The organism is Paludisphaera mucosa (assembly GCF_029589435.1).
Lineage (GTDB): Bacteria > Planctomycetota > Planctomycetia > Isosphaerales > Isosphaeraceae > Paludisphaera > Paludisphaera mucosa.
In genome coordinates this window covers 183,367-199,014 of record NZ_JARRAG010000001.1, presented here as the reverse complement: position 1 = coordinate 199,014, position 15,648 = coordinate 183,367, and the positions used below count along the sequence as shown (strand labels likewise).

Sequence of the window (15,648 nt, the reverse complement as noted above, 5' to 3'; positions counted from 1 at the left end):
GACCCGACAATAGGATCATGGCACCGATTCGGCGATTTTTTGAACGCGATCTCAAACCCAGGGCGGGCCTGGCGAAATCGCCCTCTCCTCTCGTGGAAAACGCCCGCGATAGGCGGACCGGGGCGAGCTTGCGGCAGCGACGGAGCGAAGCGAACGACGGAGGGGAGCCGCCCGCGAAGCGGGATCGCCCACATCCTGACCGCCCGGATCGTCGAAACGAGCGACCTGTGTTAGGTTGAGTCCTGATCCAGCCGCGAACAGGACGGCAAAGCCGTCAGTCCACCCCGTGGAGTTTCGACCTATGCCACGAACGGCCTCGATGTTTCTGGCGACGGCCCTGTTGCTGGTGGGCTTGGCCGACGCCTCCGGCGACTCGCAGGACGATGCTTCCAAGAAGGAGCTGAAGGCCATGGCCGGCACATGGAGGCCGGTGTCGGCGGAGAACAACGGGTTCAAGGTCCTCGAAGCCGATTTGAAGGACACCCGCAGGGCCATCGACGCGGATGGCAACTGGACGATGCGACGGGGCGACGAAACCGTCGTCGAATGGAAGGCCAAGTCGCTCGACCCGACCAGGACGCCCAAGACCATCGACATCGAGGTGGCCGGCGGCGAGTACAAGGGCGTGGTCTATCTTGGCATTTACGAACTCGACGGCGACACGTTGCGGATCTGCTTCGCCATGCCCGACCGACCCGTCCGCCCCACGGAATTCTCCGCGGGCGAGGGAAGCGTCCGCGCCCTTTCCGAGTTCAAGCGGGAGAAGAAGTAGACGACCCATGACCGAGCGATAGGGCCGAGGCCAGGACGAGGAATGACGACCGACCACGAGACTTCAGTTTTGTCGGAGTTTGTTATCGGGCTCGTCCTCATCCTGGCCGTCATGGGATTCCCCGTCGCGTGGCTCGCGTCCGAGTTCCGCTGCGGCCGCAAGGTGCGGATCGCGCTCGGGATCGCCGCGACGGCGGTCGTGGCCGTGGCGGCGTGGGCCCTGGGGGCCGCCGTTTCGCACTTCCAGTACAACGCGGATTTCGGCTCCGCGACGAAGGCGTTGATCGAGGCGTCCATCGAGCAGATCGAGGACGGCCGCCTGGACCGCGTCCTGAAGGCGTGGCGGGGCCTGAACGCCCAGTACCGGCCGACCTACGAAAACCGCGCCCAGTACCCGGAGCTGGCGGCCGAGGCGACGAGCCTGATTCGCGGCGAGACCCCCTTCGTGGCCGGCACGCGCTGGGACGTGGGAGCGTTCGACCGCGAGACCTGGGTCGGGCACTGGGAGGACGATACGGGCTTCTGGATCGTCGTCGGCTCCAGCCTGGACGTCCACCGCTCGGGCTATCCCCCCGAAAAGATGCAGGCCGCATCCCTGTCCGGCGACTTCACGAGGCTCACGTTCCGCGAAGGGGAGCGGTGGCGTCACACCCTGACCCTGGTCGACAAGTATGAACTGACCCACGAATCGTTCGACCTGACCCGACAGGAGGTCTGGCGAACGGAGCCGATGTTCAGGCTGATTCGGGCCACCGAGGAACAGAAGCGGGGGACTCGGCGAGACGCGAAACCGCAGCCGTGAGGCCCGCGACAACCGACCGCGCGCCGGCCCCGATACCACCGGCCGAAGGGCGGCGGCGAAACGTGTCGAAATGAGAGACGGTTCCTCAAGTCCTCCGACCCCTTCCCCCCTCGCGGGGGAAGGCAGACCCCGCAGGGGTCGGATGAGGGGGAGGCCGCGCGAGGCCGCGTTGGAATCCGTAATCCCGCAACACGATGGGGCGACGGCGGCCGTGCTCGTCACCCCCTCATCCGGTCCTTCGGACCACCTTCCCCCGCGAGGGGGGAAGGATTTTAGGGTCGGGGAAATTCGCGCGAGCGCTTCGCGCCGGGGGTGGGATGCGGTAGGATGGTCCTCCCACACACGCTGAGGGTCGATGCTCGTTTGCGCGCGTCTTGCACGCCCGGCGCCCGGCCGAAGCCTTCCGAAATACGAAGTGAACTCGATCGAGACCCGCGTCCCATGATCATCGTCTTGAAGCCCCATTCCTCGCCCGACGTGGTGGCGCACGTCCTGGAGCGGATCGAAGCGCTGGGGCTGACCCCGCACCTCAGCCAGGGGGTCGCGCGCACCATCATCGGCGTCATCGGCGACGAGGACAAGCTGCAGGTCGAGCCCCTGCAGGCGATCCCCGGGGTCGAGCAGGTGGTGCCGATCCTCAAGCCGTTCAAGCTCGCCAGCCGCGAGTTCCACCCCGAGGACTCGGTCTTCGACGTCAAGGGCGTCCGGATCGGCGGCGGCCACCTGGCGATGATCGCCGGCCCCTGCGCGATCGAGGGCGAGGACCTGCTGTACGAGACGGCGGTCAAGGTCCGCGACGCCGGCGCCAACATCCTCCGCGGCGGCGCGTTCAAGCCCCGGACCAGCCCCTACAGCTTCCAGGGCCTGGGCGAGGAAGGCCTGCGGATCCTCCGCCGCGTGGGCGACGCGCTGCACATGCCGGTCGTCACCGAGGTCATGGACCCGCGCCAGGTCGAGCTGGTCGCCAAGTACGCCGACATGTTCCAGATCGGCGCCCGCAACATGCAGAACTTCGACCTCTTGAAGGAGGTCGGCAAGGTCCGGCTCCCCGTCCTGATCAAGCGCGGGATGAGCGCGACGGTCAAGGACCTGTTGATGTCGGCCGAGTACATCCTGGCCCAGGGGAACCGCGAGGTCATCCTCTGCGAACGCGGGATCCGGACGTTCGAGGACTCGACGCGGAACACCCTGGACCTGTCGATCGTCCCCAACGTCAAGGGTTTGAGCCACCTGCCGATCATCGTCGACCCCAGCCACGCGACGGGCCGGCCCGAGCTGATCCCGGCGATGGCGCGGGCGGCCGTGGCGGCGGGGGCCGACGGCGTGCACGTCGAGGTGCACACCTGCCCCGAGAAGGCGCTCTCCGACGGCCCCCAGGCGCTGCTGCCCGAACAATACGCCCGCCTCACGGCCGAGCTTCGTCGGCTCGCCGAGCTGATGGGCGCGACCATCGACGTCTGCGAAGGAGTCTCGGTCTGATGCGAACGCTGCTGATCGCCGGCAACTGGAAGCTGAACCCCACCACGGCCGAGGCCGCCGCCGCCCTCGCCGAGGGGGTCAAGAACGGCCTGGGCTCGGCGACCGACGTCCACGTGGCGCTCGCGCCCCCGTTCGTCTTCCTGGGCGCCGTCGACCGGGTCCTGGAAGGCTCGCCGATCGGCCTGGCCGGGCAGGACCTCTACTGGGAGTCCAACGGCGCGTTCACGGGCGAGATCTCCGGGCCGATGCTCGTCGACGTGGGCTGCACCCACGTCATCCTCGGCCACAGCGAGCGTCGCCACGGCATGGGCGAGACCAACGCCCACGTCAACAGCAAGCTCAAGGCCGCCCTGGCCGCCAAGCTGATCCCGATCGTCTGCATCGGCGAGACCAAGGAGGAGCGGCTGTCCGAGAAGACCGAGGAAGTCCTGCTGGAGCAGCTCACCGGCTCGCTCGCCGGGCTCTCGAACGAGGAGATGGCGGGCGTCGTGCTGGCGTACGAGCCGGTCTGGGCGATCGGCACCGGCCTGACCGCCTCGCCCGAGCAGGCGCAGGCGGTGCACGCCTACATCCGGGGCTGGCTGACCCAGGTCTTCGGCGAGGCGACGGCCGCCCGGGTCGTCGTCCAGTATGGGGGGAGCGTCAAGCCCGACAACGCCGCCGAGCTTCTGAGCCGCCCGGACATCGACGGCGCCCTGGTCGGCGGCGCCGCCCTCAAGGCCGCCGACTTCCTCGCCATCATCAAGGCGGGCCGGGACGTCACGGCGGCCGGCAAGTCGTGATCGGATCCCGACGCCCGACATCGCCCCCGACCCCGACCGAGACCAAAGGATTCCCATCGTGGCCGTACTGACCGCCATCTTCAACACGATCCTCGTCCTGCTGTCGCTGTTCCTCATCTGCCTGGTTTTGATCCAGCGCGGCAAGGGGGGCGGCCTGGCCGGCGCCTTCGGCGGCGCGGGGGGCTCCAGCGCTTTCGGCACCAAGGCCGGCGACACGTTCACCCGGATCACCATCGTCGCGGCGTCCATCTGGATCCTGATGACGATGCTGCTCGTGATCCTGACCAGCAGCCAGCAGGGCTCGTCCCTCTTCGACGACGCGGCGACGTCGCGCACCCGCGACCTGACGAACAAGTCGGCCGTCCCGCCCGCGGCCGCGCCCGTCGACGCCGGCGGCGCGACCACGACGACGACGCCGGGGGCCTCCCCCGTCGCGGCCCCCGCGCCGACCGCCCCGGCCGAGAAGGTCCCGGCGATCCCGGACGCCAGCACCTTCCCGCTGACCCCCGGCAACGACCCGCCGCCGACGCCCAAGTGAACCCCGACCCGGGCGGAAGCCCGGACGCCGGGCCGAACGCGACGAGACCCACAGGAAGCGAGGCGGACGACCACCGCCTCGCTTCGACCGTTCTTCGACACCGACCGACGAGGCCGCCTTTGCTGCTCAGCATGACCGGATTCGGGGAGGCTCGGGCGCAGGAGGCGGGCCTGGCGATCACGGCCGAGGTGCGCTCGGTGAACAACCGGCACCTCAAGATCAGCGCCAAGATCAACGACCCCTACGGCCGCCTCGAGCCCGAGCTGGAGCAGCTCGCCCGCGAATACGCCCGCCGCGGCACGGTGCAGGTGTCGGTCCGGATCGAGCGGCCCCGCAAGGTCGAGGACTACCGGCTCAACCAGGTCGCCCTGGCCAGCTACCGCGAGCAGCTCGAACGCCTGGGGGGCGGCCCGGTCGACCTGGGCGCCCTGCTGGGCCTCCCCGGGATCGTCGAGGAGTTCCGGACCGCCGCGCCCGACGTCGCCGGCGAGTGGCCCGTCATCGCCAGGGTGGCGACCGAGGCCCTCAAGAATTTCGAGGCCGCCCGGGCGCGCGAGGGGGCGGCGATGGCCGCCGAGCTGCTGGCCCTGGTCCGCTCGATCCGCGAGTCGCTCGCCCGCGTCGCCGACCGCGCCCCCCTGCTCGTCCAGTCGTACCAGAAGCGGCTGACCGAGCGCGTCCAGGCGCTGGTGCAGGAATACGGCGTCGCGATCGACGCCAAGGACCTGATCCGCGAGGTCGCCATCCTCGCCGATCGCAGCGACGTCTCGGAGGAGCTGGTCCGGCTGCGGGCCCACCTGGAGCAGTACGAGGAGATCCTCGACGGCCCCGAGAGCGGCGGCCGGAAGCTCGAATTCGTGGTCCAGGAGATGGGCCGCGAGGTCAACACCGTGGGCTCGAAGTCGAACGACGTCGAGATCAGCCGGATCGTGGTCGAGATCAAGGGCGTCCTGGAGCGGATCCGGGAGCTGGTGCAGAACGTCGAATGACGACCATCGCGAGGGCCGACGTGGAAGCCGAAGCGGGGGAGACGGACTGGACGACGCTGCCGGGCCGCCTGGTGGTCCTGTCGGGCGCCTCGGGCGCCGGCAAGAGCACCCTGGTCCACCGCCTGCTCGACCGCGCCGGGCCCAGGGTCCGGCGTTCGATCTCGGCGACCACCCGCGCCCCCCGCGAGGGCGAGGTCCCGGGCCTGGACTACGACTTCGTCGGCCCCGAGGAATTCGAGGCGCTCCGCGACGACCTTCTGGAATCGGCCGAGGTCCACGGCGCCTGGTACGGCACGCCGGCCGGGCCGGTCCGCGAGGCCCTGGCCCGGGGGATCTGCGTGGTCCTGGTGATCGACGTCCAGGGCGGCTTCCAGGTCCGCCGCAAGGTCCCCAACGCCCTGCTCATCTTCGTCCAGGCCCCCTCGCTCGCGGCGCTCGAGACGCGTCTGCGGGAGCGGGGGACCGACGACGACGCCACGATCGCCCGCCGGCTGGCCAACGCCCGCCGCGAGATCGAGGCCGCCGAAGGCTACGACGTCCAACTCGTGAACGACGATCTGGAAACCTGCGTCGACGCGCTCGTCGCGACGCTCGCGGGACACCTCTGTGGAGACGGGATCGACCATGATTGAAGAACTGAAGGAAGAAGAGATCGTCAACAAGGTGGGCGGCCGGTTCAAGCTCTCGACCCTGATCCAGAAGCGGATGATCGCCCTGAACCAGGGGGCCCGCCCGCTGATCGACGGCCGCGGCCTCGACAAGATCTCGATGGTGATCCAGGAGATCATGCAGGACAAGATCTACCTCGACATGACCGGCAAGCTCCAGACCACCGAGGCGACCGAGGACTACGACGCCGACGGCGGCACGGTCGACCTTACCCAGGCGGCGGAATGAGCGCGACCCGCGCCTGACCCCGCGGCGGGCGCGATTCCCCCGAAGCCGGCGCGACCGTCCGTCCGATGACAGGGGATGCCGACTCCGTCATCGACTTGGTGGGATTCCGCGCCGAGGGGCCGCCGCGAGGCGGCCGCCGCCGCGGGGCGTTCGGGGGGACCCATGCTTCTGCGACAGCGCCTGTTCCGCTCGGCCCCCGGGCTCGCCTTCCTGATCCTCAACCTCTTCCTGGCGCTCAGCCTCGTCGGCTACGACCCGGCCGACGCCCTGCCCGGCCGCGGCCGGCCCGACGCGGCCGCCGCGACGGCGCAGCTCGCCAACCCCTGCGGGCCGGTGGGGGCCCGATTGGCCCACCTCGTCCACCAGGCATTCGGCTGGGCGTCGTGGCTCGCCCTGGGGGCGCTCCTCGCGCTCAACCTGCTGGTCGCCCGCGCCCGCCGACCGGCCGACCGAGTCGCGCCGGCCGTCGGCTTCCTGCTCGTCCTGACCGTCGCCGCCGCCTTGATCGACAAGTTCGCCGCGGGCCTGCGCCCCAGCGCGCCGGTCGGCCCCGGCGGCTACGCCGGCGCCATGGCCGTCGCCGCCCTGGAGAGCCACTTCGGCCTGGCGGGGATGCTCCTGATCCTGGCCGCCGCCGCCCTCTTCGGCGCGGCGCTCTGCCAGGAGGCCCTCGTCTCGCTGCCGGCCCAGGAACTGTCCGCGCTGATCCCCGGCCTCTTGCGGCGGCGGCGTCGCGAGCCCGCCCCCATCGCGGGGGTGCCGGCCCTCGCCGACTGGCAGCCCGCCCCGCAGGCCCTGGGGAACGACCACGCCCCCCGGGCGGCCCTCCCCCGGGGCGCGGTCTTCACCGAGGTCGCCGCCCGCCCCGGCCCCCTCGTCCAGCGCGGCCCGGCCCTGCCGCCGGCGCGGCCGCCGCAGGCCCAGGTCCCGGCCGTCGCGCACGCGGCGCACTCGTATCCCAAGATCGACCCCGGGTCGCCGTACCAGCTCCCGCCGTTCGAGCTGCTGGAGCCGGCCGCGCCGCCGCAGGTGCAAGAGCACGAGGCCCAGATCCACGCCCGCGCGATGCTGCTGGAGCGGACGCTGCTGGACTTCGGCTATCAGGTGCGGGTCGTCCAGATCGACACCGGGCCGGTCATCACCCAGTTCGAGATCGAGCTGGAGGCGGGCCTGCGGGTCTCGCGGATCGCCGGCCTGGCCGACGACCTGGCGATCGCCCTGGCGGTGCAGACGGTCCGCATCGTCGCGCCGATCCCGGGCAAGACGACGGTCGGCATCGAGGTCCCCAACGACCGCCGCACGATGGTCCGGCTCGGCGAGGTGATCGAGGGGGTCGAGCGGACCCTCTCCAAGTGCCGCATCCCGCTGTTCCTGGGCAAGGACGTCAAGGGGACGCCGATGGCGTTCGACATGGCCGACATGCCCCACCTGCTGATCGCCGGCCGGACCGGCACGGGCAAGTCGGTCTGCCTGAACGCGATGATCCTCTCGATCCTCATGACCCGTCGCCCCGACGAGGTCAAGATGATCATGATCGACCCCAAGGTGGTCGAGCTCTCGCAGTTCAAGAAGATCCCGCACCTGATGCACCCGGTCGTCACCGACATGAAGAAGGCCGAGTCGATCCTGGCCTGGGCCTGCGACAAGATGGACGAGCGCTACGGGTTCCTCGCCCGCGCCGGGGTCCGCAACATCTCGTCGTTCAACGCGCTGGGGCCCGACGAGATCCTCGCCCGGATGCAGCCCGAGGACGACGAGGAGGCGGCGCGGATCCCCACGTTCATGCCCTACATCGTCATCGTCGCCGACGAGATCGCCGAGCTGATGATGACCGCCGGCAAGGAGGTAGAGCAGCACATCGTGCGGCTCGCCCAGAAGTCGCGGGCCGTCGGCATGCACCTGATCCTGGCGACCCAGAAGCCGACGGTGGACGTCGTCACGGGTTTGATCAAGGGGAACATGCCGGCCCGCATCGCCTTCCAGGTCGCCAGCCGGAGCGACTCGCGGGTCGTGCTCGACGAGATGGGCGCCGACAAGCTGCTGGGCAACGGCGACATGCTCTTCCTGATCCCCGGCACCTCGCAGATCGTCCGGGCGCAGGGGACGTACGTCTCCGACGCCGAGCTGAACCGCGTCACCGAGTACCTCAGCCAGTACCCGGCCGAGTACAGCCGCGAGATGATGCAGCTCAACGTGGGCGGCCCCTCGGGCAAGGAGCGCGGGTCGGCCCTCAAGGAGCGCGACGACCTGTACGAGCCCGCCATCGAGGTCGTGATCCGCGAGGGCCGGGGCTCCTCCTCGCTCCTCCAGCGCGCCCTGGGCATCGGCTACGGCCGGGCCTCGCGGCTCATCGACTTCATGGCCGAGGACGGCATCGTCGGCGAGTTCAAGAGCGGCTCCGCCCGCGAGGTGCTCTACACCTGGGAAGAGTGGGAGGCCCTCAAGGGCGGGGCCGAAGGCGGCGACGCGTCCGGCGACTCGAACGGGGCGGCCGCGTGAGCGCGGGACCGGACCGCAACCCCCTGAAGACGACGGCCCTCGCCCTCGCGGCGACGTACGGGGCGCTGGTCGTCGCGGTGGCGGCGACCTATTCGCGGCTGCCGGCCCGGGTGGCCTCGCACTTCGCGGCGGACGGCCGCGCCGACGGCTGGTCGTCGCGGCCCGCCTACGCGGCGATCCTGCTGCTCGGCGCGGCGGCGGTCGCGATCTTCTGCGCCGTCCCCGTCAACCTGGCGCGGGTCGTGCCCGACGAGATGATCAACCTCCCCAACCGGGAGTACTGGCTCGCGCCCGAGCGTCGCCGCGAGACGCTCGACCGCCTGTCGGCGCTGGGCCTGGCGATCGCCGCCGCGACGACCGCTCTCTTCCTGGCGGTCCACCTGGAGATCGTCCGGGCGCATCGCGAGGACCCGCCCCGCCTGCCGCTCGCCGAGGGGCTGGTCCTGATCGCGGGCTACCTGATCGCCCTTGGCGCGGTCGTCTACGCCTTCGGGTTCCGCGCCTGGCGGGTCGACGAGCGGTCGTGACCCGGCCGTCAGGGCCGGGCGGGCGACCTGGCGGCGCGGGAGTAATACGTCGACCTCGGGAGCCGGCGACGGCCCGGATCGAAGCGGCTCGAGAAGTTCGTCCCCGAACGGTCGCGGACGGTGAAGTAGCCCGAGACCGAATGGCCCGACATGTCGAACCGGCCCGTGCCGTCGGCGCCGCCGTAGTTCAGGCTCGACCGCGGCGTGGACATGTGGCCGCTCCGCCGGGCGGAGGAGTATTGCTGCTGCTGGGAGACCTGGGCCTTGCCCTCCTTCGCGACCGATTCGGCCAGGTCGCCCGACTGGGCCGAGGCGGAGGGGGCGAAGGCCGCGCCCAGGAGGGCGAAGGCGGCCAGCGAAAGGGTTCGCTTCATCATGATGGTTGGCGTCTCGCGGGAAAGACCAAACACCGACGGCGACCGGAGGCGATCGCCCTCAATCGCACTATTTTCGCGGCCGTGCGTGTGGTTTTCAAGAACATGCGCGTGAAAAATCGAAACACGCGCCGCGCCGGAAGCCTCAACGACGCGCGTAGCGCTCGCGGTTGAACTTGCGGACGTACTGCCGGGCGAGGATCTGGAAGAGGTCGTCCTTCTCGCCGGACCGCGTGAGGTCCTGTCCCTTCTTGACGACCCCGATGTAGCCGACCAGCATCTCGTCGGAGGCGGCCGGCCCCCAGGTGATGACCTTCGGCGGGCTGTTGGGGTTGAGCGGGTGCGCCGAGTTGTCGAAGTGGGCGACGACCTGGACCGTGGAGCCCTTGGGGAGCGGGATCCGGTCCTGGAAGTAGTACGTGCTCTGCCAGGCGGGGTCCCAGTGGGGGACGTCGATCAGCTCGCGGACCGTGCCGTCGGGGAGGGTCGCGGTCATCCGGAAGTCGCGGCCGAGCTGGTGCATGTGGGGGGTGACGCCGAGCGCCTCGACGTCGATCGGGACGTGCCACGCCGCCTTGACCTCGACGTTCGGGTCGCCGGCGGGGAGACGGAGCTTGTCGTTGGTGGCGTTGGCCCAATGGATCGACTGCTCGACCGGCTTGCGGCAGAGGTGCAGGCCGATCCGCGTGCGGTCGACCTCGCGCTTGCCGGTGGGATGGTAGTGGACCTGCAGGATCACGTCCGACCCGCGGGGCACGAGTCGGCCGACGCCCTCGGGGAGGTGCACGACCTGGTTGCCGGCGGCGAAGCCCCCGAGGTCGCCGTCGATCGGGACCCCCGCGCCGGAGTACGACGTGTAGCCCGGCCCTTCCTCGGCCTTGTCGCGCTCGCGGCCGTTGCCCTGCAGGTCGATGAAGGCCATCAGGTGGTGGACGACGCGGCGGTTGCCGGGCTGGTACTCGACGGCCGAGATGTAGACGTCGTGCGACAACCGCGAGGGGATCACGAAGCAGCGGTAGAGGTCGGATCCGCTCGCCGGGACGACGAACTCTTCGAGCATCTCCAGGACGACGTCGGGCTCGCCCAGCGACCAGGCCCCCTGCGTCGGGGCGGGCGCGGCCGCCGTCTCGTCGGCCCCCTCGCCCTCGGGCGAGTCGGCGTCGGCCCAGAGCCGGAGGGTCTCGATCTCGGCCTCGCTCAGCGTGGGGTCGTGCTTGAGCGGCGGCCCGAAGCGGGGGTTCGCCTTCCACGGCGGCATCGTGCGCGCCTCGGCGACGGCCGCCAGGTCGTGGGCCCGCTTGCGGGCCTGCTCATAGGTCTCGAGCGCGAACGGGGCGACGTTGTCCTTGCGATGGCAGTTCACGCACCGCGCCTGGAGGATCGCGCGGACGTCCTTGCGGTACGTCGGCGCGGGCGCGACGGCCGGGGCGGCGGCGGGCGGCTGGGCGACGGCGGCCAGCGTCGTCGTGCAGCCCACGATGAATGCCGCCGAGCGCGCGAAGCGAACGGCCACGGACGGACGTCGAGTCCCCATGAAATGCGTCCCTCGGATGTGAGAATAGGCGAAGCGACGGCCGGACGATTCCCTTCAGGACCGTTCCCCGCAGGGGCGGGATCGCCCCGGGACGCGTCCTCCCCCGGCGAGGGGATCGGGCCTTCCTTCACGGGACCGGCGCGCGAAAATCCGCGAGGCGCGGACGACGAACGCAGGGCCCTTGGGGAAGGCCTGAAATGAGCACGCGATGGATCGTCTTGAATTTCGGAAGAAGAGAAGAGTCGATCTCACCCTATCATTCTGGATCGACGCCTACAAGGACCCGGAATCGGAATACCTTAGGATTCATATAAGCGATTTCCATGCCGTTGCGTCGGTCGTCGGGGTTGCGTGGGCGAGACGGCCGGGGTCCAATGAAGGATGCGTTTCGAAACCGGGCCTCCTCTCCCCAAGTTGGAGCCGTCATGATGAACCGCTGGCTCTCCCCCGGCGTCGCCCCCGCCCTCGCCGCCCTGGCCCTCGCGCCCATCGCCGCAATGGCCGAGGAACCCGACGCGTCGGCCCGCAAGATCGCCGAGAAGGTCACCGCCGAAGGCGCGGCGATCTTCGACACGTTCAACGCCCACGCGATGGCGGCCACCTACGACGACGCCGCCGTCCTCACGACCTATAAGAAAGAGGACGGCAAGCTCGTCCGCGAGGTCATCGAAGGCCGCCCCCGCATCGAGGAGGCGTACGCCAAGCTCTTCAAGAACCCCGAGACGATCAAGGCCCGCAACCTGGTCGACCGCGCCCGGCTGATGAGCCCCGACGTGCTGACCATCGACGGGACGTTCGACACCGACTCGCTCAAGCCCGACTCGGTCAAGGTCCCGTTCCATCAGGTCCGCCGCGAGAAGGACGGGAAGTGGCTGATCAGCAGCATGGAAATCTACCTGACCTTCGGGAAATAGCCGGACCGCGGCCGTCGGCCCGCGCGTGGCCGGATCGGTCGCCGTCGTGGCCGGTCGTGCCGCTGGCCCCGGTGTTCGTCGCGCTGGCCGTCGGCGTGGTCGTCGACCGCCGCTTCGAGCCCTGGGGCGCGACCGCCTGGGCGGGCGGGCTGCTCGGCTTCGCGGCGGCCTCGCTGCTGGCCTTCCGGCGGCCCCGGCTTTCGAGCCTGGCCCTGGCGGCGGCGCTCGCGGCGGCCGGCGGGGCCTATCACCACCTGCGCTGGACCGACGCGGCGGCCGACGACCTCGCCGCGGCGGTCGGCGAGACGCCCCGGCCCGCCTGGGTCCGGGGCTACGTCGAGGAGGTCGTCGGCCGCAGCACCCGGGAAGGCCGGGGCCCGGGCGACGACCCGCGGACCCGGACCCGCTTCACGCTCCGGATCACCGAGATCTGCGACGGCGCGACCTTCCTGCCCCGGTCCGGCCGGGCCGACGTCTCGGTCCAGGGCGACCGCTCCGACCTCGTCGCCGGCCAGCCCGTCCAGGTCGCCGGCCGGCTGGCGCGGGCGGCCGGGCCGCTCAACCCCGGCGAGTTCGACCGCCGCGCGCACCTGCAAGCCCAGGGGATCCGCCTGACGATGGGCGTCGACGAGCCCTCGGGCGTGATGCCCGACCCCGAACGAGGCCGATCGTGGCGCGTCGGCTGGCTCGGCGCGATCCGGGCCTGGAGCCGCGACCGCCTGATCGACGGCCTCGACCCCCGCGCCGCGCCGCTGGCCTCGGCACTGGTGCTGGGGCGTCGCGACGAGATCGACCCCGAGATCGACGACGCCTTCGCCAGGACCGGCACCACCCACCTGCTCGCCGTCTCGGGCCTGCAGCTCCAGATGGTCGCCTGGGCGATCGGCCTGGGTTTGGTGGTCGTCGGCGTGCCCCGCCGGCTGCGTTACACCCTGGTGGCGGCCGCCGCCGTGGGCTACGCCGGGCTCGTCGGCGGCTCGCCGTCGGTCACGCGGTCGATGGTCATGACCGTCGCCTTCTGCGCCGCGCTCGCGGCGAGCCGGCAGTGGCGGCCGGCCGACGCGATGGCGCTCGCCGGGACGCTGACGATCCTGGTCAACCCGGCCTTCCTGTTCGACGTCGGCTGCCAGCTCTCGTTCCTGGCCGTCGCCGCCCTCTTCTGGCTGCTCCCCGCCGCGGTCGCGTTCGGCGCGGAGGTGCACGCCCGCGTCGTCGGCCCTCCCGACCCGCTCGACGAGCTGGAGTCGTGGAACCGGTCGATCTTGCACCGGACGAGCGACTGGCTGGCCTATCACGCCGCGCAGCTCGCGACGGCGTCGGCGGTCGTCTGGGCGGTGGCGGCGCCGTTGTCGGCCCTGCAGTTCCACCTCTTCTCGCCGGTCGGCGTCCTGCTGAACGTGCCGCTGATCCCGCTGACCTCGATCGCGCTGCTGGCGGGCGCGATCAAGCTGCTGCTGGCGGCGGTCGGCGCCACGCCCCTGGCCTGGCTGGCGGGGCTGGTAGTCGGTCGGACGCTCCACCTTTCGGAAATCGTCGTGCGATGGGGCGCGGCGCTGCCGTGGGGGTCGTGGTACACGCCCGGGCCGCCGGCGGTTTCGGTCCTGGCGTTCTACGCCCTGCTCGCCCTCGCCGTCTACCTGACGAACGCCGGCCCGCACCGGGACGAGCCGTCGCCGGGCCTGCGGCGGGGCCGTCGGCTCGCCTGGCTTCTGGCCTTCGCATGGTGCGTCCCGGGCTGGATGCTCGCCGGCCTGGGGCGGCGGCCGGCGACGCTGGAGGCCGACGTGCTGGCCGTCGGCCACGGCCTGGCGGTCGTCGTGCAGACGCCCGAGGGGAAGACGTTCCTGTATGATTGCGGCCGGATGGACGACCCCGGCGTGGGCCGGCGGATCGTCGCGCCGGCGCTCTGGTCGCGGGGCGTCTCGCGGCTCGACGCCGTGTTCCTGAGCCACGCCGACCAGGACCATTTCAACGGCCTCCCCGACGTCCTCGACCGCTTCGCCGTCGGCGAGGTCGTCGTCGCCCCCGGCTTCGTCGGCCGCGACAACCCGGCCGCGACGTTTCTGATGCAGGACCTCCACCGCCGCGGCGTCCCGGTGCGAACGCTGGCCGCGCCGACGGCCTGGAACGAGGGCTCGACGCGGTTCGAGGCCGTCCACCCCCCGGCCGGCTGGGCCGCCGACGCGCCCGACAACGCCCGCAGCCTGGTGCTCGACGTCTCCCACGCGGGCCGACGTCTCCTGCTCACCGGCGACCTGGAGCAGCTCGGCCTGGCGGAGCTGCTCTCGAAGCCCGAGCCCGAGCGGCCGATCGACGTCCTGCTCGCCCCCCACCACGGCGGCAAGGCCGCCAACCCGCCGCGGCTCTACGCCTGGGCCCGGCCCCGGATCGTCGCCGTCAGCCAGAAGCCCCCCGTCGCCGGCTCGGCCGACGCGTTGACGCCCCTGGAGGCCGGGGATATCGTTCTCTTACGGACCTGGCGGGCCGGCGCGATCCTCCTGACATGGTCGCCCGAGGGGATCGTCGCGCGGGGATTCCTCGAACACGAGCGGGACGGGGAGGGGCGGCCGGGATGACGTGGTTGATCGCGACCGTGGGTGTCGGCGCGGGGATCGTGGCCGGCCTGGCGCTGGCGGTCGTGGAGTTCGGCGCGTGGGCGCTCGTCACGCCCCGGCGGATCTCCGACCCCCCGCCCGATCCCAAGCGCGACGCCGGGACGCCCGGGGCCGGCGCGTGGTCGCCGGGCGAGACGATCCGCGTCACCGCGGCCGACGGCGTGGAGCTGGCGGGGCGGTGGGTGCCCGCGGAGCGGCCGACGGGCCGGGTGATGATCCTGATCCACGGGTTCATCGACGGCCCCGCCATGATGCTGCTCGACCGCGGCCCGGCGATCCTCGCCCGCGGCTGGAGCGTCGCGGCGATCGACCTGCGGGGCTACGGCGCCAGCCAGGGCCCCTACTCCAGCTTCGGCGGCCGCGAGGCCGACGACCTGCACGCCTGGCTCGACGCCCTCGCCGGCCTCGTCCCCCCCGGCGAGCCCTTCGTCCCCGTCGTCTGGGGCCGCTCGATGGGCGCGGCGATCGCGCTCCGCGCCGCCGTCGAGGACGACCGCGTCCGCGCGCTGGTGCTGGAGGCGCCGATGGTCGACCTGCAGGCGTCGGTGGCGACCTTCATGCGCAAGCGGAAGCTGCCGATGGCCCCCGCGCTCTCGCGGCTCGTCGTCCGTCGCGCCGGGAAGATCGCCGGCACGTCGCTGGCCCGCCCCCGGGCCCTGGAGATGGCCCCGCGCTTCGATCGGCCGGTGATCGTCGTCCACGGCCGCGACGACGACCTGATCCCGACGGCCCTCGCCCGACGCCTCGCCGACGCCTTCCCCACGCCCGCCCCGTTCCTCGAAGTCCCCGGCGCGAAGCACGCCGACGTCGCCCGCGTCGGCGGCCGTCCGCTGCTGGAAGAAGTTCTGGACTTCGTCGACCGGTCGATCTGACCCGCCTCGGCCCCCGCCCTGAAGGCTTCTCGCGAGAAAGCAGGCGTCGCCCATG

15 protein-coding genes are annotated in these 15,648 nt (G+C 71.5%); 13 read left to right on the top strand and 2 right to left on the bottom strand.

Annotated features, from left to right (window positions below; translation table 11 throughout):
• Positions 1-319: 319 nt before the first annotated feature.
• The 10 genes from PZE19_RS00845 (at position 320) to PZE19_RS00800 (ending at position 9,284) form a co-directional block, all read left to right on the top strand.
• Positions 320-772: a TIGR03067 domain-containing protein gene (locus PZE19_RS00845; protein WP_277858686.1), complete on the top strand. Its 453-nt coding sequence runs from the start codon at positions 320-322 to the stop codon at positions 770-772.
• Between the two features lie 42 nt (positions 773-814).
• A complete protein-coding gene (locus PZE19_RS00840; RefSeq protein WP_277858685.1) occupies positions 815-1,573 on the top strand; it encodes a hypothetical protein in 759 nt (252 codons plus the stop codon).
• 441 nt (positions 1,574-2,014) lie between these two features.
• Positions 2,015-3,052, top strand: coding sequence for a 3-deoxy-7-phosphoheptulonate synthase (gene aroF / locus PZE19_RS00835; RefSeq protein WP_277858684.1), 1,038 nt, complete (start codon positions 2,015-2,017; stop codon positions 3,050-3,052).
• Positions 3,052-3,834 carry a triose-phosphate isomerase gene (gene tpiA, locus PZE19_RS00830; RefSeq protein ID WP_277858683.1) on the top strand — a complete coding sequence of 261 codons (783 nt, stop codon included), beginning with the start codon at positions 3,052-3,054 and terminating at the stop codon, positions 3,832-3,834. Before aroF ends, tpiA begins: the two co-directional genes overlap by 1 nt.
• Before the next feature lie 58 nt (positions 3,835-3,892).
• The gene (gene secG, locus PZE19_RS00825; protein WP_277858682.1) at positions 3,893-4,372 is read left to right on the top strand and encodes a preprotein translocase subunit SecG; all 480 of its coding nucleotides are present in this window, start codon (positions 3,893-3,895) and stop codon (positions 4,370-4,372) included.
• Between the two features lie 119 nt (positions 4,373-4,491).
• On the top strand, positions 4,492-5,361 hold the full coding sequence (locus PZE19_RS00820) for a YicC/YloC family endoribonuclease (RefSeq protein WP_277858681.1): 870 nt from the start codon (positions 4,492-4,494) through the stop codon (positions 5,359-5,361).
• A gap of 20 nt (positions 5,362-5,381) precedes the next feature.
• A complete protein-coding gene (gmk, locus tag PZE19_RS00815; RefSeq protein WP_277858680.1) occupies positions 5,382-5,993 on the top strand; it encodes a guanylate kinase in 612 nt (203 codons plus the stop codon).
• Positions 5,986-6,258, top strand: a complete 273-nt coding sequence (locus PZE19_RS00810; protein ID WP_277858679.1) for a DNA-directed RNA polymerase subunit omega — start codon at positions 5,986-5,988, stop codon at positions 6,256-6,258. The genes gmk and PZE19_RS00810 overlap by 8 nt, the downstream gene beginning before the upstream one ends.
• 162 nt (positions 6,259-6,420) lie before the next feature.
• A complete protein-coding gene (locus PZE19_RS00805; protein ID WP_277858678.1) occupies positions 6,421-8,757 on the top strand; it encodes an FtsK/SpoIIIE family DNA translocase in 2,337 nt (778 codons plus the stop codon).
• The gene (locus tag PZE19_RS00800; protein WP_277858677.1) at positions 8,754-9,284 is read left to right on the top strand and encodes a DUF1648 domain-containing protein; all 531 of its coding nucleotides are present in this window, start codon (positions 8,754-8,756) and stop codon (positions 9,282-9,284) included. The genes PZE19_RS00805 and PZE19_RS00800 overlap by 4 nt, the downstream gene beginning before the upstream one ends.
• An 8-nt stretch (positions 9,285-9,292) precedes the next feature.
• Here the strand turns inward: PZE19_RS00800 and PZE19_RS00795 are convergent, their stop codons facing one another.
• Together PZE19_RS00795 and PZE19_RS00790 are read right to left on the bottom strand one after the other, a co-directional pair.
• Positions 9,293-9,661, bottom strand: coding sequence for a hypothetical protein (locus tag PZE19_RS00795; protein ID WP_277858676.1), 369 nt, complete (start codon positions 9,659-9,661; stop codon positions 9,293-9,295).
• Positions 9,662-9,803: 142 nt separating this feature from the next.
• Positions 9,804-11,171, bottom strand: a complete 1,368-nt coding sequence (locus tag PZE19_RS00790; protein WP_277858675.1) for a hypothetical protein — start codon at positions 11,169-11,171, stop codon at positions 9,804-9,806.
• A gap of 446 nt (positions 11,172-11,617) precedes the next feature.
• Here PZE19_RS00790 and PZE19_RS00785 point away from each other — a divergent pair, with 446 nt between their 5' ends.
• Genes PZE19_RS00785 through PZE19_RS00775 form a run of 3 tightly spaced genes read left to right on the top strand, consistent with a single transcriptional unit; the run spans position 11,618 to position 15,593 of the window.
• Entirely contained in the window at positions 11,618-12,106 is a 489-nt protein-coding gene (locus PZE19_RS00785) for a Cif family virulence factor (protein ID WP_277858674.1), read from the top strand.
• 56 nt (positions 12,107-12,162) lie between these two features.
• Positions 12,163-14,682, top strand: coding sequence for a ComEC/Rec2 family competence protein (locus PZE19_RS00780; protein ID WP_277858673.1), 2,520 nt, complete (start codon positions 12,163-12,165; stop codon positions 14,680-14,682).
• Entirely contained in the window at positions 14,679-15,593 is a 915-nt protein-coding gene (locus tag PZE19_RS00775; protein WP_277858672.1) for an alpha/beta hydrolase, read from the top strand. The genes PZE19_RS00780 and PZE19_RS00775 overlap by 4 nt, the downstream gene beginning before the upstream one ends.
• Positions 15,594-15,648: the final 55 nt, after the last annotated feature.